This window comes from Acinetobacter sp. YH01009 (assembly GCF_013420765.1).
Lineage (GTDB): Bacteria > Pseudomonadota > Gammaproteobacteria > Pseudomonadales > Moraxellaceae > Acinetobacter > Acinetobacter amyesii.
In genome coordinates, this window is record NZ_VOYE01000001.1 from 262,675 (window position 1) to 280,590 (window position 17,916).

The window sequence follows — 17,916 nt, forward strand, 5'->3', positions numbered from 1 at the left end:
GCTCATAATATGGGGCAGAAAACCCCATATTCAAGCCTGCATTGTCCTAGTTATAGGTTAGTCATTCTCAAGGAATGAACGCAAATGCTCTGAACGTGATGGATGGCGAAGTTTACGTAAAGCTTTCGCTTCAATCTGACGAATACGTTCACGTGTTACGTCAAACTGCTTACCAACTTCTTCTAGAGTATGGTCTGTTGGCATATCGATACCAAAACGCATTTTCAAGACTTTTGCTTCACGTTCAGTCAAGTTTTCAAGAACTTCACGTGTTGCTTCTTTTAAGCCTTCAGACGTTGCAGCATCAATCGGAGAGGTGATGTTGCCGTCTTCAATGAAGTCACCAAGATGGGAATCTTCATCATCACCAATTGGTGTTTCCATTGAAATTGGTTCTTTCGCGATTTTAAGCACTTTACGAACTTTCACTTCGTCCATTTCTAGACGTTCACCTAATTCTTCAGGTGTCGGTTCACGACCCATTTCTTGAAGAAGTTGGCGAGATACACGGTTGATCTTGTTAATGGTTTCGATCATGTGTACTGGAATACGAATAGTACGTGCTTGGTCGGCAATCGAACGTGTAATCGCCTGACGAATCCACCAAGTTGCATAAGTAGAGAACTTATAACCACGACGATATTCGAATTTATCCACCGCTTTCATCAAGCCGATGTTACCTTCTTGGATCAAGTCGAGGAATTGCAAACCACGGTTGGTGTATTTTTTCGCAATCGAAATTACCAAACGTAAGTTGGCTTCAACCATTTCCTTTTTCGCACGGCGAGCTTTTGCTTCACCAATTGACATACGTTTAGAAATGTCTTTGATGCCTTTAACATCTAAGCCAAGTTCTTTTTCGATGTCAGCGATTTTTTGTTGGAATGCAAGAACGTCAGGGCGGACTTTTTCAAGATAGCCTTTCATTTCTGCAGGTGCTTTAGCAATTTGTTCATCTAACCAAGCAAAGTTAGATTCTTGACCTGGGAAAGACGTACGGAATTGAGTACGGTCCATACGACCACGACGTACTGCATAGCGCATAACTTCACGTTCAGAAGTACGGATTTGGTCATGGGTATTACGAATCAAATCAGAGATGATGTCGAATAAACGTGGCGTGAATTTGAACATCATGAACACAGTTGCAAGTGCTTCAAGTGCAGCAGCAGCTTCTTTACTGTTACGCCCATGTTTTTCAATTGCAGCTTTAGTGACTAACCATGCTTGTTCAAGCTCAGTGAAACGTGCTTTAGCAATTTCAGGATCTGGACCAGATTCGCCTTCAGAATCATCATCACCTTCAGACTCTTCTTCTTCATCGTCATCATCAAGTTTGACATCTTTAGTTGGCTTGTTGGTTGACGCTTCATCTTCATCGATCTCAGAATCATCTTCATCGATCACTTCTGGGATGGCTTCGTCAGATTCTGGATCTAAATAACCAGAAAGAATATCCGCTAGACGGCGTTCACCCGCTTCATAATCTTTGTATTCTTGCAGTACAACTTCGACTGCATTTGGCCAATAAGCAATAGAATGTAAAACGTCACGAATACCTTCTTCGATGCGTTTTGCAATGCTAATTTCGCCTTCACGTGTCAAAAGCTCAACTGTACCCATTTCGCGCATATACATACGCACAGGGTCAGTGGTACGACCGGGTTCATTTTCAACAGATGCAAGTACAGCAGCGGCTTCTTCTTCAGCAACTTCGTCAGTCGCTTCGCTGCCACCTTCAAACATTGTATCGTCAGTTTCTGGTGCACGATCATGTACCGGAATACCCACGTCATTCAACATCTGAATGATGTCTTCAATCTGTTCACTTTCAGTGATTGAGTCCGGGAGATGATCGTTAACCTCGGCGAAAGTTAGGTAACCTTGCTCTTTGCCTCGGCTAATCAGAGCCGCTACTTGAGAAGTAGGGGAAGTCATATCGCTCATCTTTGCTTACTCTTCGTTGAATCTGTGGCAGTAAAAAACCGTGCATTTTAGCACGATCGTCTCATTAAATCTTGTTAATAGCTGGCTTATCCCATTAGGACGGTACAGCATCAAGCTGTCCAATGAGATATTAAAAATTTAAATTCAGTAATTTAGGTGGGGCTGAAATTGTTGTTTTCAAGTTCATCCCATGCATCGATTATTTTACGAGTCATCTTTGACTGTCATAAAAATGAAGGACGCAGGGTGGATTATATCATGCCACAGGTTTTGGTAAGAAAAAAAGACCTATTTTTAAAGTTTAGTTGTTAAAAAAACAAATAAAACTTGACAATATTTTATATCCCATATAAATAGCGGCTAGACCCCTTCAATTTTTTTCATTATGAGGTAGTTTTGGTGTCTTCTACAGATTTTGAACTAGATGATAACTACGGTGATGATGATGTGAATTTCGATGAGGCCAGTGCAAAAACTAGCGCGAAAGAATCGTTAGAAAAGCGCCGACTTATTGATGACCTTCTGGCTCAGCGCCGTCTTGAACGTGAGCTTAAAGATTTTGATTACGACATCGACGATGACGATGATTTTGATGACGAAGAAGACTAAATAGCGATTTAGCATAGCGCTTGAAAATGCTATGCTTACGCATTAAGTTTCTAACTCTGGATTTGAAATGAGTGCTTTAGATTTAGACCTTTTGAGTGACTATCTAGACGGCGATGACAACGAGCATGGTCTAGATTTTGCAGCGACTCATGGTTTTTTATGTGCAATTGCAGTAGGCCCAGCTTTTGATAAATGGCTAGACGAACTTTTTGATAACAATCAGAAAAAAGTACCTGCTGAAATTATTGCACAAGTAAAAGCATGGCTCGAATCGATTCGTCAGAATCTTGCCAATGAAGATGGTATTGAATTTCCATTTGAAATTGAAGAAGCCGATGTTGAATCAAGTCTTGGTGACTGGAGTGTTGGCTTCGTTGATGCCATGTTCCTAAACGAAGATGCATGGTTCACCGACGAGTTTGAAGAACAATTGGTAGATTTAACTTTGCCAATCATGGTGTTCAGCGGCATTGATGAAGAAGATCCACAAATGGAATCTTTCCGTCGCAATGGTCAGTTGATGGATGAACTTGCAGAAGAAATCCCAACCAATTTGAACGAATTATATTTGATGTATCACACACCAAATTAATTTCGATGAAATTTAAAAAAAGCACCTTGGGGTGCTTTTTTTAGCGCTGAACTTTTTCAGTTCAAAATTAATCTTAATGCTTAACTACGTTTGGCTTTTAAAAAGCTTTTCGCCATCCATCCAAAAGATAAAGCCAACACGAGATAATGGATAAGTAGCGTAAAGCTGATAGCAAGCAGCCAGACCCAAGCGGGTAATTGCGTTAGCACCATTTGAATAAAGGCTTGGGTTTCTGGGAAGATCAAGAGACAAATGACTGTAGCAACGACACTGATGAGAACCGACGCTAAAATACAGCTCCAAATCAAAGTTCGCTTTTCTAACTTATCTGGCACTCGCTGATGGTCTTTAACAAAGCTGGATGCCGCAGCAAAACCGCCCACGATGAGACAGGTAATGGATGAACCACCGGGTAAATCAAAGAAAGACTCTATGGCTGCGACAGCGACCATGGCGAGGGCATAAGCAATGCTAAATGTGATGATGTATTTTTTCATTATTTAATGTTCATGTTTTCGTTTTATAAAGAGCGAGTATAGCTTGCCCGAAGTTTCTTCACTGAATTTTAAGTTTCAGTGAAGGGTATTGATTCAAATTCTAACGGAATAAATTAAAAAAATTTATAATTTTTTAGCGCAGTAGTCTGCATACCAACCGTAGGCAATATGAAATATCGTGCCATGAATGGCGACCATGCAGAGCATAACTACAGCAGTTAGCCCAATGCCTGCATTATCTACAGACTTCATAATGCTTTCGGCATTGGGATTCATTAGCACCAAGAACAGCACAAAAAAGCTACCAATGATGATTGCAACGGCACTGGAGCCCCAAACCAGTTGAATCTTTTCATGGTTGCTAGGCACGCGTTGTTCTTTCTTTACAAAATGCCCAACGCTGATTAATGCACATGCCACCAATGTAGGAATTAATGTAATAACACCTAGATTTAATCCAAAAATTAATACGGTAATCAAAAGCACCAAGGCGATGCTATAAACAGCAGCAAAGTGTAGGAGATAGTGTTTCATTTAAGCCCCAAAACAAAAAATTAACGAGGTCGACGTTTATGTCGACGGTACAAAATCCAACTAATAATGATGACTGTGATCAGAATAATCACATGGCCAACTTTACTAAATATTTGCTGCATTAACTGTTGATTTTCACCTAAATAAAAACCCATACAAGCTAAAAAAGTGGTCCAAATAATCGTGCCTAAACCACTATAAAACATGAACTTCCAAAATGGCATGCGGCTCATTCCCGCAGGAATACTAATGAGAGAACGCACAGCTGGAATCATCCGGCCAAAAAATACAATGCGGTGACCGTATTGCTCAAACCATGCTAGAGATTTTTTTACATCTGCCGATTTGATAAATAAATACTTTCCATAGCGATCGACGAAGTGAAAGATGGATTCATGCTTAAATTTATAACCAATCCAATATAGCAATGCAGCCGCCAGTAAAGAGCCGACACAACCTGAAATAATGACACCAATGAGCAGTAGTTGACCTTGGGAGGCAGAATAGCCAGCCGAGGGCATGATGATTTCAGAGGGGATTGGGGGGAAGACATTGTCAAGGAACATGAGTAGGGCAATACCGAGATAACCCAATTGTTCCATGATTGAAATGATCCATTCAGTTAAAGTCATGGTAGCTAAGGCAGAGAAAAGGTGTATTTATCCTATGTTGAAAAGCGCAGTGGGTAAAGTTCCGTTTTAAATATTCCTGAAACCACCTAAGTAAAACAACAAATATTGAGTTCATCTTGTATTAAGTAGCACGTAGGCTGAATTAGAAGGAAAAGTATGAATACGCGATGGCATTAAGCAATGCTGAATGATATAAGACTGAATAATTGAAAGGCTTAGATCATAGTTTTTAAAGTAAAGAGTGTACGCTGTTCAGTTTGGATTTTATTTTGATGTCGGAGCTTTAGCAGCTTTAAAAAATTGTTTTATATACTGAACAGCGTAGGACTAGGTTGCAATAAGTAGCGTTGCAAGGTGCATAAATTAATCATCATGTTCCATATTTAATAGTGTGTGAATATAGACTTGGCGTAAGCTCAGAGATAAAGCAAATGGAATCACACAAAGTCCAAGAATGTTGAGCATAGTGGGTTGTAAGTGCAATGTATAAGCAATAAATAAGGCAAAAATTGCACCAATGCATGTAGCAATACTGACTATCAAAATATGCGACTGTTGGTTAAGGAGGTGTTTTAATTCTCCTACACTTTCTTTTACACGGGGAGCGGGTAAAGCAAGGCGCCTTGAGGTTGCAATTGGAGAGTTGATTAATTTTGGCATAATGCTTTCCTTTTCAATTATCTATAATGATTTTCTCGGATCAATTGATCAGAATAAGCATAAATGCGCGAACTGATTCTCGTAAATAACCAGATATAGTTATTTTGTCAAAAAAATTAAGTCATTGTTTAGAATGCGTAAAAAAAGCCCTAAAAATAGGGCTTTTATTTATATATCGTTACAACAAATTTTCCTTAGAGGCGCTTACGTTTTGCTGCCACAATTTGTGATTGACGCATACGGAAGCCAGCTTTTTGTTGTTCCGTGGTTTTGTCGATACAGTATTTGCATGATACGCCATGTTCGTAGCTCGGAAGTTCAACTTCAGCAGGAGCCAGTGGCCAACCGCATGCGTGACATTTGATATTTTCGCCTTCTTCCATACCGTGAGTGACAGCAGTACGACCGTCAAATACGAAACATTCACCTTCCCACATGCTTTCTTCAACAGGGGTTTCTTCTAAATATTTTAAGATACCGCCTTTAAGGTGATAAACCTCATTAAAGCCTTCTTGAAGTAAAAGTGAGGTTGATTTTTCACAGCGAATACCGCCTGTACAGAACATGGCAATTTTCTTATCTTTATGCTGCTCAAGCTCTTTTTTCACGTATTCAGGGAATTCACGGAAAGTCTCAGTTTTCGGGTCAATCGCACCCTTAAATGTACCTGCTTTGTATTCATAGTCATTACGTGTATCAATTAGGATTACGTCATCACGTGCAATTAGTTCATTCCATTCTTTAGGATCAAGATAGTGACCGACTAAATCACGTGGTTTCACTTCCACACCTAAAGTCACGATTTCTTTTTTCAGTTTGATCTTCATTTTACGGAATGGTTTATCCGTACTATGCGATTCTTTGTATTCCATCGCATTGAAGCCTTCATTGAGAAGGAATTGATGGATGATATCTACAGATTTACGGTCACCGGCAACAGTACCGTTAATACCTTCACCTGCCACAATTAGAGTACCGCAAAGGTTGATGGTTTTTACCAAGTCTAAAAGACGTTGTTGAAGATCGGCAGGATCTTGAATTTCTTTGAATTGATAAAGTGCGGCAACAACCCAACCAGAGGTCGCTTGCTGTTCTACAGGTGCAAGCTGTTCTACAGTAGCGTTCATGGAGTACTCCAAATGAATAAACAGGATAAAAATTAAGGCGCACATTCTACCGTGATTTGGATGAATAAGCGAGTAAAGCGAGGGCTTTTAACCACACATTTGATCATAGCTTCATTTCAGTAGTTTTAGCGTGTATAGTCATGCCGAGTTGTTTTTATCCCATAAATATTGATTGAATGGAGCCGGTTTTGAGTACTGATCGTCGAATTGCCTCGTTAACCCCATGTGCAGGGCGTTGTTCTACGGTATTTGGTGATTCAGTCTGTCGTGGTTGCCGCCGCTTTAACCATGAAGTCATAAAATGGAATACCTATACAGCAGAGCAACACACGGCCATTTGGTGTCGTTTAGATGCACAATTAGATCAAATTTTAATACCGATGTTGCCGCAAGCAGATATCATCCATGTCGAAGGCTTTGTCTTGTCTAAGCGAGTTCGCTTACGTCCAGATGCAAGTAAAGGCCGTAAACTGTATCACGCACTCAAGCTCTGCGAAAAAAACCGTCATTTCACAGATGAAAGTGGACTCGGGATACATTACAAACAGGTGCGACCGTTGTGGGATGAATTTGAGCGTCGTGTTTTAGCACTCGCCACAGCCAGCTATGATTTGGCATTTTTAAGAGCAGATGCCATTCGCTTGCATTTATTGCAAAACATGGATGAAGAGGACTAAGTCCTCTTTTTTTATTTATGAAATTTATCGTGATGTAAAAAAATAAGTGAAGGAATCTCAGCGTGAATTATTCGGAGTACTTTTTATATTGTGTTGCAGTCATCGTGATGATTGCAACACCTGGACCTGTGATGCTGTTGGTCGCAAGTTCAGGTTTACAAGGCGGATATAAAAAGGCATTTCAAACCATTGTGGGGACGAATTTTGCGTCATTGATTTTGATCGTACTGTCTGTGTGTATTTTAAAAGGCATTTTAAATGTGAATGCGCACTGGCTCGATGGCATCAAAATATTGGGTTGTTTATATATTGCTTATATTGGGTTTGATATTTTAAAAGAAGTAACTATACAGCCCACTGCACAATCTCTGCAGTTAAAAGCAGCACAAGGGGGCTTTAAGAAAGGATTGATCGTGGGAATTTCAAATCCTAAGGATATTATTTTTTTCGCATCATTTTTTCCGCAGTTTGTAGGAATTACTCCTCATCTTAATCTGAGTTTAATTGTGTTGACCCTGAGTTGGATTGTTTTAGATTTCGCGACCTTGTCTTTGGTGTATTTGTCTTTTCATCGATTGTCGAAATCTCGCTGGTATAAAAAATTGTTGGCCCTGTGTGGGGTGATTTTAATGGTAGTTGCCATCTATGGCATCTATAGCATATTCACGGTTTAATTCTTAATTTGAAATATGCAGTAAAAAATAAAAAGGCTGATTCAGTCAGCCTTTTTATGAACGTGTAGAGCTTTAATTAATTCGCACTAGAGATTGTGCTGTAAACGATATTGCACAATTTCTTCAATGGTGAGTACAGTCAAATGATGGGTTTGTGCATACGCTAAAACTTGTACGCCATTCGCCATTGTGCCGTCTGGGTTGGTTAATTCACACAAAACACCTGCGGGTTTTAAACCGGCCAGACGTGCCAAATCAATAGTCCCTTCAGTATGTCCACGACGGGTCAATACGCCGCCTTCACGCGCACGTAAAGGAAAAACATGACCCGGACGGTTTAAGTCACTAGCCACAGCACCATCTTTAATTGCGGCTTTGACTGTAGTTGTTCGGTCTTTTGCTGAAACGCCAGTAGTAACACCTTCCGCAGCTTCAATGGTTACGGTAAAGGCAGTTTTAAAATGGCTAGAGTTATCAGATACCATGGGTGGAAGTTCTAAATGATTAGCCTGAGCATCGGTTAAACACAAACAAACAATCCCTGAACCGTCACGAATCATACGTGCCATGGTTTCTACAGTCAGTGTTTCTGCTGCAACAATCAGGTCGGCTTCATTTTCACGGTCAAAATCGTCCATGACTAAAACAGGCTTGCCTTGACGAATGTCTTCTAAGGCTTGCAGCATGCGCTGTTCTGCAGGTGGAAGGGCAGAAAAGAAAATTTCGGGTTGAATTAAACTAGACATTGAAACGCTCGCGTAAATTTTAGATACGGTTGAACATTTCAGGACATGTGAAATAGTGGCGTTACGATATATATTGAAAATGATCAATGATATAGAGATGTGACGTCGTCTTCTTTCATCCGGACTATACCGTCGGCTCAGGTATTGCACCTGATCTGCGAATCGCGTTTAAACGATTGGCTCGTGGGCTTTTTGCAGGGCTTTCAACCCAGCAAATTTACCACCGGTGGGGAATTTCACCCCGCCCTGAAGCGATGTGTCTTGAGTATAGACCTGTTTGAGTGCTGATGGGGGATTATTGCTTAGAATCCTTTGCAAAATTTTAGATAAGTAATGTTATAAGATTGGATTTGTAAGCATTTTTATAAAGTGTGCCAAAGCATGCTATCGTGCCGATAAATCAACCATGATTGCATAATGATAAAAAATGACGCTTCCTCAGCATTCTCAGCAGCAGAATATAAAGCTGCATCGTTCACAGTTAGATCAAGAGTTTTCAACAGATTTGTTCCAAGCTGTACAGGTTATTCGGTATCTGCAAGTAATCGGTGTTGCACTGATAGCTGCCAGTTTCGTGTATTTGATCGCGGCAAACTGGTTGATGTTGCCAAAATTCATTCAATTGGCAATTCCAATGTTGCTGTTGCTACTTAGTGCTGTGACGAGTGTATATGTTGCAAGTCGTGTTTGGATTCAGCAAAGTTTAGATACTTTAAGCGGTTTGTTGCTTGGATTGAGTTTGGCTGTGATTGGGCAGGTCTATCAAACAGGTGCAGACAGTTATCTGTTATTTTTGGTCTGGGCTTTGCTGCTTTTACCTTGGTTATCTCGACCGAATATTGGAGTCTTTGCGTTACTGTGTTTGATCAGTCAATTGGCATTATTTTTATATTTTAAACAAAGCTATTTAATCGTTGATCATTCATGGTGGTATTTACTCTGCATGAATGTATTGACGGCAATTTGTGTGACCTTGTGTTTGAAATATTATGCTGCACTGCGCTTTGTATTTGTTGCATTTATTACACTAATGTCGATGTATTGCATGTTTTTATACTGCGGAAATGGGGCAGAGCAGTATCAATGGCAATATTTAATTTTTGCCTTGTTGCTTCCAATTTATCTGATTATCTATTTTTATCGACAACATCGTGCATTAGAAACCAGTTTACAAGCTGCAGGTCTCGCCGCGAGTTTCAGTATTTTGATTTTCCAATGGGCAGAACATATTTTATCTGACTCGAGTGCAGGATTGTTGGTTTTTGCCTTGCTGATATTTGCTTGGTTTGCGGTGATCAGTTGGGCACTGATGAAATTTCTGCCACAGACTAAATTTGCGGTTATTCCTTTAGCGATTGGGGCATGGTTCGCAGGCATTATTTTATCGAGCTTATTGCTGACCTATTGGAAGGCGTTTTCAATCGTCATGGGCTTAGTTTTTGTGGCTGTGGCTTGGTGGTTGATTCGACGAGCTAAAAGTATCTTTAGTCGCCAATTTGCTTACTGCTTATGGGTATGTGGCCAATCTGCGGTCTTCATACATACAGAGAGCTTGACCGATAGCATTGGGTTTATTTTAGTATTACAAATTGGCGTTATCTTGCTCTGTTTGTTTAGTCGAATGCATTGGTTTATTGTTTTTATTCAACTCATTGCAGGATATGGCCTTGCAGTGGCCACACTATTTGATGCCGATCTTTTTATGAGCGATGAACATGTCATCTTAGCTGTGATTGGATTGAATTATATTCTACTGATTTTCTTGCTCGGGAGTGCAACAGCTTGGTTGCACTCGATGTATCGAAAAAGTGTTGTGTTGTGGATGTTATGCATCGTATTGGCGGGTGTGGTGTTGCAGACCTTGTCAAATAACGTTCTACATTTTGAACAGACCCAACATGGTGTTCTTGACCTGTTTATCGTTTATCTACTGCCTGTGGTTTGGCTTGGCCTTTACATCGCAAATCAGCAAAAACAGACGGGGCGCGAAAAATGGCTGTTACTGCTATTGGGTCTTGTGCTGATTGCGATGGGCTATTTTGAAATTTTCTTGTTATTGGTTTTATTGGCATGGGCGCAGGTCTATCAGCAATCTTTGGTTAAAGCCCTTTGCATCGTGTTGATCATTTTTAGCTTATGGATGCTGTATTACAATTTAGGGTTGAGCTTTTTACTGAAAAGTTTAACGATTTTGATCTCTGGTCTTTTGCTGCTTGGCATCACCAAAATGTTAACTGCGATACAGCATAAACAAGGGGAAGGAGCATGATGAACATACTCAATAAAAAAATGCTTCCTATTGGTTTGGCTGTACTCAGTATTCTTTTATTTGTACTGATGATTGCACGGCATGAATGGCATCTGGCAAACAGTCAGAGTATTTATGTAAAGCTGCAACCGGTCGATCCTCGCTCTTTGATTCAAGGAGATTATATGGCCTTGAATTATCAGCTCTATTTTGGTGGTCAGCCTTCTGAAGAGCAATCTGCTAATGGGCAGGCTGCCAAAGCGAACAAAGAAGAAAATGTACACCGTGACTATTTTGTAGATCAAAAAAGTATTGTGAGTTATGTGCAGCTTGATGCACAGCGTAGGGTGATTCGAACCAGTTTCAACCCAGAGTTGTTAGCGCAGTATCCAAGCTCATCCACAAAACTGGTGCTCAAAAATCCTGACAATAGATTTGAGGGTTTATATCCCGCTGCGAGCAGCTTTTTATTTGCTGAAGGCTTGGAGTCGTGCTATCGCGATGCGCAATATGCAGAGCTAAAGGTACAAGAAAATGGTCAGCCTTTGTTGGTGGGTTTGGTCGGAGAGCATTTACAGCCCTTTGATTGTAAACAAAACCAAGCATGGTGGAAGGGCCCGAGAGCAGGGGAGATAAGTTGAGCTGTTGAGTTGTATGTAGTGATATGCGTCTAATACTGAATTTTTGCAGTCAATAATGCATAGTTCAGCCATAAAAAAGCCCGCAAATTTTGCGGGCTTTTTAGAATCTTTAAATGCTTGAATTAAGCGACTTGAACCGGAATACAGTTCGCTGTGTGGTTCACCGTGTTGTTTGGGTTCGCATAGACTAAGCGTGGCTTATGTGCATTTGCTTCAGCTTCTGTGAAATCACCAAAAGTTGCGATAATCAACAAGTCGCCAATATCTGCTTGGTGAGCAGCACCGCCATTTACAGAGATAATGCCAGAACCTTCTTCACCACGAATGGCATAAGTGGTAAAACGCTTACCATTAGTCACGTTCCACATATGAATTTCTTCATATTCACGGATACCGGCTAAATCTAGAAGAATACCGTCAATTGCACAAGAACCTTCATAATGTAATTCTGCTTGTGTAACGACGCAACGGTGGATTTTAGCTTTTAATAAACGAGATAGCATGGCTAGCGTCTCCTTGGTAGACCTAAGATCGTATCTTATGGTGGAACAATCTCTTGAATGCTGGGTGAGCAGTCAAATGCAAGCGCATTTTGCTCTGAAATCATTCAGATGGCAATAAGTATTGTTCAACAATTTGTGGAATTGTCAGTTCTATTTGTAAGCGTTGATCTGGTTCATGGCTTGCTGAATCTCACCACTTACCAACAATTTAGTACGTGATAAGGCATGTGCAATAGCATCATCCATTAAGCCTTGTTCACTACTTGGTGCTTTACCTAAGACATGGCCTGAGACACGTTCTTTAGAACCAGGATGACCAATACCAATACGTAAACGATGGAAATTTGGACCAATATGCGGGACGATATCGCGTAAACCATTATGACCACCATGACCACCGCCCGTTTTCAGGCGAATGACACCCGGGTTCATATCGAGTTCATCGTGTGCGATAAGCATTGCTTCAGGAGCAATTTGATAGAATTTAGCGAAGGGAACAACACTTTGACCAGAGAGATTCATAAAGGTTGTAGGTAACAGCAGACGAACGTCTTGACCTTCGATATTACCACGACCACTGATGCCTTTATATTTAGGATCAGCTTTGAGTTGGATGCCATATTGTTCTGCAAGGCGTTCTACAAACCAGAAGCCTGCATTATGGCGGGTTTGGGCATACTCAGAACCTGGGTTACCCAAACCAACAATCAGTGAAAGTTTACTCACTCATTTACACCATTTAACACTTATGCGCGTTTGAAGTCAGCGTGCATAGGAGTGTTTTTAGCTGGGTGACGTTGTAAAGCTTGGATTTTAACGCTTTCAGTTTTACCGTCAATGTTGATTTCAACAACTTCTTCAAAGAATGCGTTGTTTTCTAAAGCTTTAACAAGTTCGCGAAGTTCCAAAGTAACTGCTACAGGTTCAGCTGCACCACCGTAGATGATTGCTGGTACTTTATTTTGAAGACGAAGGCGGCGGCTCGAACCTTTCCCTTGTACTGCTTCTTCACGTGCTACTGCATTTAATACGAAGTTTGCCATGATAGACATTCCTATTTAAGTTTAATTGACTAGACCTTCGACCAGTCTAGTGATAGAAAGCCCCACCAAAAGGCAGGGCTTTTAAATTTAGCGCTATATTATAGATAAGAATCGAACATTGCGCTAATAGATTCTTCGTTGTTAATACGACGAATTGTTTCAGCAACCATACTTGCAACTGAAACTTGGCGAATCTTACCAAGAGCTTGAGCTTCTTCTGAAAGCGGAATGGTGTCTGTTACAACCAATTCGTCAATCACAGAGTTTTTCAAGTTTTCTAAAGCTTTACCAGAAAGTACTGGGTGAGTTGCGTAAGCAACAACTTTTCGAGCACCAAAAGTTTTTAGTGCGTCAGCAGCTTTACACAATGTACCTGCTGTATCCACCATATCATCAACGATGACACAGTCACGGCCTTTAACGTCACCGATCAAGTGCATTACTTGAGATTCATTCGCTTTTTGACGGCGTTTGTCGATGATCGCAAGATCGATATCACCCATTTGCTTAGCTACAGCACGCGCACGTACTACACCACCAACGTCAGGAGAAACAACCATTAAGTTGTCGTGTGACTGTTGACGAAGATCTGCTAAAAGTGCAGGAGTACCGTAGATGTTGTCTACAGGAATATCGAAGAAACCTTGGATTTGGTCAGCATGAAGGTCGATCATGACAACGCGGTCAATACCAACAGTTGTGAGCATATCTGCAACAACTTTTGCTGTAATTGGCACACGGCTTGAACGTGGACGACGGTCTTGACGAGCATAACCAAAATAAGGAATGACAGCAGTGATACGACCAGCACTTGCTCGACGCAAAGCATCAGCCATAACTAAGATTTCCATAAGGTTATCGTTAGTTGGAGCACAAGTTGGTTGTACGATGAATACGTCTTTACCACGAACATTTTCAGTAATTTCGACAGCGATTTCACCGTCAGAAAATTGACCTACAGATGCAGCACCTAGAGGGATGTGAAGGTGGCTAACGACTTTTTGGGCGAATTGTGGATGTGCAGATCCACTAAAAACGACAAGATTGGGCATGAAGCACCCTTGGCGGTTGGCAAATTGGAGAATTAGATGGCAGGGGCGGCTGGATTCGAACCAACGGATGCCGAGATCAAAACCCGGTGCCTTACCACTTGGCGACGCCCCTAATGCGGCAGAACTTTAATATTTTTACAGTATTTTGTCAAGTTGAAACAACAAAGATACTGCAAATTATGCTCTGTCTTTTTTGAAGTAAATGGCAGGGGCGGCTGGATTCGAACCAACGGATGCCGAGATCAAAACCCGGTGCCTTACCACTTGGCGACGCCCCTAAATTGATGAAATAGCGAATAAAGTAAATGGCAGGGGCGGCTGGATTCGAACCAACGGATGCCGAGATCAAAACCCGGTGCCTTACCACTTGGCGACGCCCCTAATACTTTACAGCAATTACATCTACAGGTGAAAAATGATGGCAGGGGCGGCTGGATTCGAACCAACGGATGCCGAGATCAAAACCCGGTGCCTTACCACTTGGCGACGCCCCTATATCAAACTTCAAAATGACGTAATGGTGATTCTTGCAAACTGCGAACCAAGTAAGATTTACATGGTGCATTTTTCAATATGTCATCAATATTCATATTTTCAGTCACTTCAGTAAATACACAAGCACCTGTACCTGTAAGCTTTGCTGTACCGAACTGATCTAAGTACCGCATTGCTTCATCGACTTCGGGATATAAGCTTCGTGCCACAGGCTCAAAGTTATTTCCAAAATCAGATGGCGTTTCCTGATAGCCGCAAAATTTAGTGGGCTTTGAGTCTCTTGTCAACGTTTTTTGTGAAAAAAGCAGTTGAGTGCTGATAAAACAGTCAGGTTTTAATACAATGTACTGTTTTTGAGCTAAATCTATGAATGTTAAGTGTTCACCGATACCTTCTGCCCATGCATTTAGACCATGTACAAACACGGGAACATCTGCCCCAAGTTGTAAGCCGAGTTCTGCAAGTTGTTCGGTATTTAGACCACATTTCCACAGTTGATTGAGCACAATAAGGGTTGTTGCTGCATTGGATGAACCACCACCGAGCCCTGCACCCATCGGAATATTTTTTTCGATGTGGATTTTTTGTGCAGTCAGTGCTTTAGCAAACGGTTTGAGTATTTGAGCAGCACGATAAATTAAATTTTGCTCTAGATTGACGCTGTTTAAGCCCTCAATTTGAATAAAATTTTCATCAGCAGAATTTGCAAGTGGGTGAAATTCCATCCAATCAGATAAATCGATGAGCTGAAAAATCGTCTGCAATTCGTGATATCCATTAGGACGTCGGCCAGTAATGTGCAAAAACAAATTGAGTTTTGCAGGAGAAGGTACACGAATCATGGAAGTCATAGCTCAGCTTTTAGGCAAATTAACGATTTTGAATCACCATTGTAATACGGTTTTCCTGACCGGATTCAAGTGCTTGTTTTAAAATTAACTTGTTCGGTACCGTCGCAGTCTCGTTATAGCTTAGGTCAACCGTCCAACCATCTTCAATAATCTGTTGTGGGCGCTGTGCAGTATCGCGTTGAATTTTTGCTTGTGTGGTTGCAGGGCGCGCCTGTACCCAGTCGACGAGGTGGGTAATGGGAGCTTGCCAACCAGTAGCACGTTCCAGTAATTCTTCAGGTGTTTCTGCTTCAATTAAACCGGTTTTTGCACTGTTTAACTGAACTTGACCGGGTTTACCGCTGATTTGAGTTTTTCCAACACCTAATATGCCACTCAGTTCGATATCATATTCATTGCGGTCTTGAACCCAAGTAAAAAAAGCACTTCCTGACTGTTGTGGCGTGCGCACACCAATCTTACCTTGTAAGTTGAATTGATTTGCAGCGACTTCTTCAGGGCTGGGTTGATCGGGTGTTTTAATATATTGCTGACAACCGGTAAAAAATAAAGCGCAGCAGGTCAGGGCAGATACCCCAAATTTTGAAGATACTTGCATAAAGTCTTTTTAACTCTTTTTCATGGGTTGGGGTAACAATAACGAATGTAGTTGCTCTAATTGCGGATCATTCGGATGTTTTTGTTGGAGTTGTTGTAACAACGCGTCAAATTTATTCATATCACCTTGCATGAAGACTGATCGTGCGTAGCGAATGCCAATTTTTAAACTATTACTCAGTTCATACGCTTTGGCCAAAACAGATGCAGATGTACTAAAATCATTTTGCAAATAACAAATATAACCGAATGTATCTAAAATTGAGGCTTGCTCAGGAGCATATTCTAAGGCATGTTCGACGTATTTTCGGGCTTCATCTAAGCGTCTATTTTGTACCGCCAAGGTATAGGCATATGCATTTAAATAGGTCGGGCTATTGGGTTCAATTTCAAGTAATTGTTTTAGTAATTGGTCGAGTCTATCTTTATCTTGATGGGCGTCGAGCAGTAGAACTTCGGCATAAATGAGCTCAGGATCTTCGGGTAAGTTTTTTACCGCTTCATCAAGCAAACGGACTGCTGCTTTTTTATTGTTCATGCGTTTTAAAATATCTGCCTGAGCAAGATATAAGAAACTGGCATGTTGAGGATAATTAACCCGCTCTTGGGTTAAAAAGCGCAGTGCATCATGCAGCTTATTTTGCTGGCTAAAAATGCTGATCATATTGCGCCGTGAAACTGTATAAAGACTGCCATCAACAAGGCGATAATAGGCTTTTGCCGTTTCATAATGCTGTTTGCGTTCAGCATTTACTGCGAGATAGTAATACGCTTCATTTTGGTATTTGCTCGAATAACGTAACTCCACCAAATACTTTTCGGCTTTTTCATAAAGCTCTAAGTCAATACTGGTTAAACCTGCCATAAATAGCGGTTCTTCAGCAGATGGCCATTTCTTTAGTATATCTTCGAGTTTTTCTAGACCTAATTCTGACTGATTGATTTTAATTAAATATTTTGCTTCTGCTAAGCGAACTTCCATATTGTTGCGGTGTTTACGGCTGGATTTTTCGAACCATTTTAAGGTTTCGTCTTCATCACCTAACGACATAAGTAAATTGGCTTTCATTAAAATATAGCCAGTCACTTTCGGGCGTTTTTTCAGTGCTAAATTAATGGTGTCTAAGGCATCAGCAAAGGCACCATTTTGAGCTTGTAAACCTGCGACTAAGACCAAAATAGAAGGGTTGGTTTTTTCCTTGCTAGCGGTCAGTGCTTGAATCAGATAAGCGCGATCTTCCTCTGATTCAGGGGAAATACCCGCCAAAATTTGTTCTAAATCTGCATTTGGGTCAATGGTTAAAATTTTATCAAGTGTTTCGGCGGAAAGCTCATATTCATGGGCTTTCAAAGCAATATGTGATAAATAAAATAATGCTGGTACATCTTCAGGTTCTTGCACAACCCAATGTGTAGCAATATCTAAGGCTGCTTGTAAATCATTTTGCTCGATAGCAACGTTTAAAGCACGCTGTTTGACCATGGTGGATTTACTTTTGATTGCAAGCACGGTGTAATTATGAAGCGCGGTTGGAATGTCGTTATAAGCTAAGGCAAATTCTGCAATCATACTTTGTTTAATTGCATCATATCCTGAATTTGCATGGTAAACTTCTCCCACGGCCCGAATTGGGACAGTAGAAGCCATGCTACCAACAAGTAAGAATGTGGTAGAATACTGCTTTATTGTCTGGCCGTTCAGTCGGCTATTTGTTAGACGCAATTTTTCTTGATCCAAGTAATGCTTTTTATGACGCCGATAATGCACAATAGCATAAATTTAGCGAAATG

20 protein-coding genes, 4 tRNA genes and 1 riboswitch are annotated in these 17,916 nt (G+C 40.9%); of the genes, 6 read left to right on the forward strand and 18 right to left on the reverse strand.

The window, feature by feature from the left end:
* Window positions 1-57 precede the first annotated feature (57 nt).
* Window positions 58-1,947, reverse strand: coding sequence for an RNA polymerase sigma factor RpoD (gene rpoD / locus FTT76_RS01275; protein ID WP_078192191.1), 1,890 nt, complete (start codon window positions 1,945-1,947; stop codon window positions 58-60).
* Between the two features lie 399 nt (window positions 1,948-2,346).
* Here rpoD and FTT76_RS01280 point away from each other — a divergent pair, with 399 nt between their 5' ends.
* On the forward strand, window positions 2,347-2,556 hold the full coding sequence (locus FTT76_RS01280; RefSeq protein ID WP_078191373.1) for a PA3496 family putative envelope integrity protein: 210 nt from the start codon (window positions 2,347-2,349) through the stop codon (window positions 2,554-2,556).
* 67 nt (window positions 2,557-2,623) lie between these two features.
* Window positions 2,624-3,148 carry a YecA family protein gene (locus tag FTT76_RS01285; RefSeq protein ID WP_078191372.1) on the forward strand — a complete coding sequence of 175 codons (525 nt, stop codon included), beginning with the start codon at window positions 2,624-2,626 and terminating at the stop codon, window positions 3,146-3,148.
* A gap of 80 nt (window positions 3,149-3,228) precedes the next feature.
* Here the strand turns inward: FTT76_RS01285 and FTT76_RS01290 are convergent, their stop codons facing one another.
* The 5 genes from FTT76_RS01290 to FTT76_RS01310 form a co-directional block, all read right to left on the reverse strand.
* A complete protein-coding gene (locus tag FTT76_RS01290) occupies window positions 3,229-3,645 on the reverse strand; it encodes an ABZJ_00895 family protein (protein ID WP_180007584.1) in 417 nt (138 codons plus the stop codon).
* Window positions 3,646-3,768: 123 nt separating this feature from the next.
* Entirely contained in the window at window positions 3,769-4,179 is a 411-nt protein-coding gene (locus FTT76_RS01295) for an ABZJ_00895 family protein (protein ID WP_180007585.1), read from the reverse strand.
* Window positions 4,180-4,199: 20 nt separating this feature from the next.
* A complete protein-coding gene (locus FTT76_RS01300) occupies window positions 4,200-4,811 on the reverse strand; it encodes a DedA family protein (RefSeq protein WP_168378111.1) in 612 nt (203 codons plus the stop codon).
* A gap of 363 nt (window positions 4,812-5,174) precedes the next feature.
* Complete coding sequence (locus FTT76_RS01305; protein ID WP_078192186.1) at window positions 5,175-5,471, reverse strand: hypothetical protein; 297 nt, start codon at window positions 5,469-5,471, stop codon at window positions 5,175-5,177.
* A gap of 194 nt (window positions 5,472-5,665) precedes the next feature.
* Window positions 5,666-6,598 carry a rhodanese-related sulfurtransferase gene (locus FTT76_RS01310; RefSeq protein ID WP_180007586.1) on the reverse strand — a complete coding sequence of 311 codons (933 nt, stop codon included), beginning with the start codon at window positions 6,596-6,598 and terminating at the stop codon, window positions 5,666-5,668.
* Window positions 6,599-6,786: 188 nt separating this feature from the next.
* Between FTT76_RS01310 and FTT76_RS01315 the strand changes: the two genes are divergently transcribed.
* Both FTT76_RS01315 and FTT76_RS01320 read left to right on the forward strand, forming a co-directional pair.
* Window positions 6,787-7,275, forward strand: coding sequence for a DUF1289 domain-containing protein (locus FTT76_RS01315; RefSeq protein WP_168378110.1), 489 nt, complete (start codon window positions 6,787-6,789; stop codon window positions 7,273-7,275).
* Window positions 7,276-7,337: 62 nt separating this feature from the next.
* Window positions 7,338-7,949 carry a LysE family translocator gene (locus FTT76_RS01320; protein WP_180007587.1) on the forward strand — a complete coding sequence of 204 codons (612 nt, stop codon included), beginning with the start codon at window positions 7,338-7,340 and terminating at the stop codon, window positions 7,947-7,949.
* An 86-nt stretch (window positions 7,950-8,035) separates the two neighbouring features.
* Here FTT76_RS01320 and ribB read toward each other — a convergent pair whose 3' ends face one another.
* Complete coding sequence (gene ribB, locus FTT76_RS01325; RefSeq protein ID WP_078191365.1) at window positions 8,036-8,695, reverse strand: 3,4-dihydroxy-2-butanone-4-phosphate synthase; 660 nt, start codon at window positions 8,693-8,695, stop codon at window positions 8,036-8,038.
* 103 nt (window positions 8,696-8,798) lie between these two features.
* A riboswitch (FMN riboswitch) is annotated at window positions 8,799-8,952 on the reverse strand.
* 170 nt (window positions 8,953-9,122) lie between these two features.
* Between ribB and FTT76_RS01330 the strand changes: the two genes are divergently transcribed.
* Window positions 9,123-10,964: a DUF2157 domain-containing protein gene (locus FTT76_RS01330; RefSeq protein ID WP_180007588.1), complete on the forward strand. Its 1,842-nt coding sequence runs from the start codon at window positions 9,123-9,125 to the stop codon at window positions 10,962-10,964.
* On the forward strand, window positions 10,961-11,584 hold the full coding sequence (locus FTT76_RS01335; protein ID WP_257223195.1) for a GDYXXLXY domain-containing protein: 624 nt from the start codon (window positions 10,961-10,963) through the stop codon (window positions 11,582-11,584). Before FTT76_RS01330 ends, FTT76_RS01335 begins: the two co-directional genes overlap by 4 nt.
* Window positions 11,585-11,706: 122 nt before the next feature.
* On the opposite strand, the gene panD is transcribed toward FTT76_RS01335, so the two are convergent.
* The 11 genes from panD to FTT76_RS01390 form a co-directional block, all read right to left on the reverse strand.
* On the reverse strand, window positions 11,707-12,087 hold the full coding sequence (panD, locus tag FTT76_RS01340) for an aspartate 1-decarboxylase (protein ID WP_078191363.1): 381 nt from the start codon (window positions 12,085-12,087) through the stop codon (window positions 11,707-11,709).
* A 150-nt stretch (window positions 12,088-12,237) separates the two neighbouring features.
* Window positions 12,238-12,813, reverse strand: a complete 576-nt coding sequence (gene pth, locus FTT76_RS01345) for an aminoacyl-tRNA hydrolase (RefSeq protein WP_168378106.1) — start codon at window positions 12,811-12,813, stop codon at window positions 12,238-12,240.
* Window positions 12,814-12,833: 20 nt separating this feature from the next.
* Window positions 12,834-13,130, reverse strand: coding sequence for a 50S ribosomal protein L25 (rplY, locus tag FTT76_RS01350; protein WP_180007589.1), 297 nt, complete (start codon window positions 13,128-13,130; stop codon window positions 12,834-12,836).
* A gap of 98 nt (window positions 13,131-13,228) precedes the next feature.
* A complete protein-coding gene (locus FTT76_RS01355) occupies window positions 13,229-14,182 on the reverse strand; it encodes a ribose-phosphate pyrophosphokinase (RefSeq protein ID WP_078191360.1) in 954 nt (317 codons plus the stop codon).
* Window positions 14,183-14,219: 37 nt separating this feature from the next.
* Window positions 14,220-14,294: transfer RNA gene (locus tag FTT76_RS01360), tRNA-Gln, on the reverse strand.
* Between the two features lie 91 nt (window positions 14,295-14,385).
* Window positions 14,386-14,460, reverse strand: a tRNA-Gln gene (locus FTT76_RS01365).
* Window positions 14,461-14,488: 28 nt separating this feature from the next.
* Window positions 14,489-14,563, reverse strand: a tRNA-Gln gene (locus FTT76_RS01370).
* A 38-nt stretch (window positions 14,564-14,601) separates the two neighbouring features.
* Window positions 14,602-14,676: transfer RNA gene (locus FTT76_RS01375), tRNA-Gln, on the reverse strand.
* A 3-nt stretch (window positions 14,677-14,679) separates the two neighbouring features.
* Window positions 14,680-15,519, reverse strand: a complete 840-nt coding sequence (ispE, locus tag FTT76_RS01380) for a 4-(cytidine 5'-diphospho)-2-C-methyl-D-erythritol kinase (protein ID WP_180007606.1) — start codon at window positions 15,517-15,519, stop codon at window positions 14,680-14,682.
* Between the two features lie 28 nt (window positions 15,520-15,547).
* Complete coding sequence (gene lolB / locus FTT76_RS01385) at window positions 15,548-16,126, reverse strand: lipoprotein insertase outer membrane protein LolB (RefSeq protein ID WP_180007590.1); 579 nt, start codon at window positions 16,124-16,126, stop codon at window positions 15,548-15,550.
* Between the two features lie 9 nt (window positions 16,127-16,135).
* A complete protein-coding gene (locus FTT76_RS01390; RefSeq protein ID WP_180189959.1) occupies window positions 16,136-17,848 on the reverse strand; it encodes a hypothetical protein in 1,713 nt (570 codons plus the stop codon).
* Window positions 17,849-17,916 lie beyond the last annotated feature (68 nt).

Excerpts from the sequence above, each read along its gene's own strand:
- FTT76_RS01305 (WP_078192186.1), bottom strand. The coding sequence starts at position 5,471 with ATGCCAAAATTAATCAACTCTCCAATTGCAACCTCAAGGCGCCTTGCT.
- FTT76_RS01295 (WP_180007585.1), bottom strand. The coding sequence starts at position 4,179 with ATGAAACACTATCTCCTACACTTTGCTGCTGTTTATAGCATCGCCTTG.
- FTT76_RS01355 (WP_078191360.1), bottom strand. The coding sequence starts at position 14,182 with ATGCCCAATCTTGTCGTTTTTAGTGGATCTGCACATCCACAATTCGCC.
- ispE (WP_180007606.1), bottom strand. The coding sequence starts at position 15,519 with ATGATTCGTGTACCTTCTCCTGCAAAACTCAATTTGTTTTTGCACATT.
- FTT76_RS01290 (WP_180007584.1), bottom strand. The coding sequence starts at position 3,645 with ATGAAAAAATACATCATCACATTTAGCATTGCTTATGCCCTCGCCATG.
- FTT76_RS01335 (WP_257223195.1), top strand. The coding sequence starts at position 10,961 with ATGATGAACATACTCAATAAAAAAATGCTTCCTATTGGTTTGGCTGTA.
- ribB (WP_078191365.1), bottom strand. The coding sequence starts at position 8,695 with ATGTCTAGTTTAATTCAACCCGAAATTTTCTTTTCTGCCCTTCCACCT.
- FTT76_RS01285 (WP_078191372.1), top strand. The coding sequence starts at position 2,624 with ATGAGTGCTTTAGATTTAGACCTTTTGAGTGACTATCTAGACGGCGAT.
- rplY (WP_180007589.1), bottom strand. The coding sequence starts at position 13,130 with ATGGCAAACTTCGTATTAAATGCAGTAGCACGTGAAGAAGCAGTACAA.
- panD (WP_078191363.1), bottom strand. The coding sequence starts at position 12,087 with ATGCTATCTCGTTTATTAAAAGCTAAAATCCACCGTTGCGTCGTTACA.
- FTT76_RS01330 (WP_180007588.1), top strand. The coding sequence starts at position 9,123 with ATGACGCTTCCTCAGCATTCTCAGCAGCAGAATATAAAGCTGCATCGT.
- lolB (WP_180007590.1), bottom strand. The coding sequence starts at position 16,126 with ATGCAAGTATCTTCAAAATTTGGGGTATCTGCCCTGACCTGCTGCGCT.
- rpoD (WP_078192191.1), bottom strand. The coding sequence starts at position 1,947 with ATGAGCGATATGACTTCCCCTACTTCTCAAGTAGCGGCTCTGATTAGC.
- FTT76_RS01310 (WP_180007586.1), bottom strand. The coding sequence starts at position 6,598 with ATGAACGCTACTGTAGAACAGCTTGCACCTGTAGAACAGCAAGCGACC.
- FTT76_RS01300 (WP_168378111.1), bottom strand. The coding sequence starts at position 4,811 with ATGACTTTAACTGAATGGATCATTTCAATCATGGAACAATTGGGTTAT.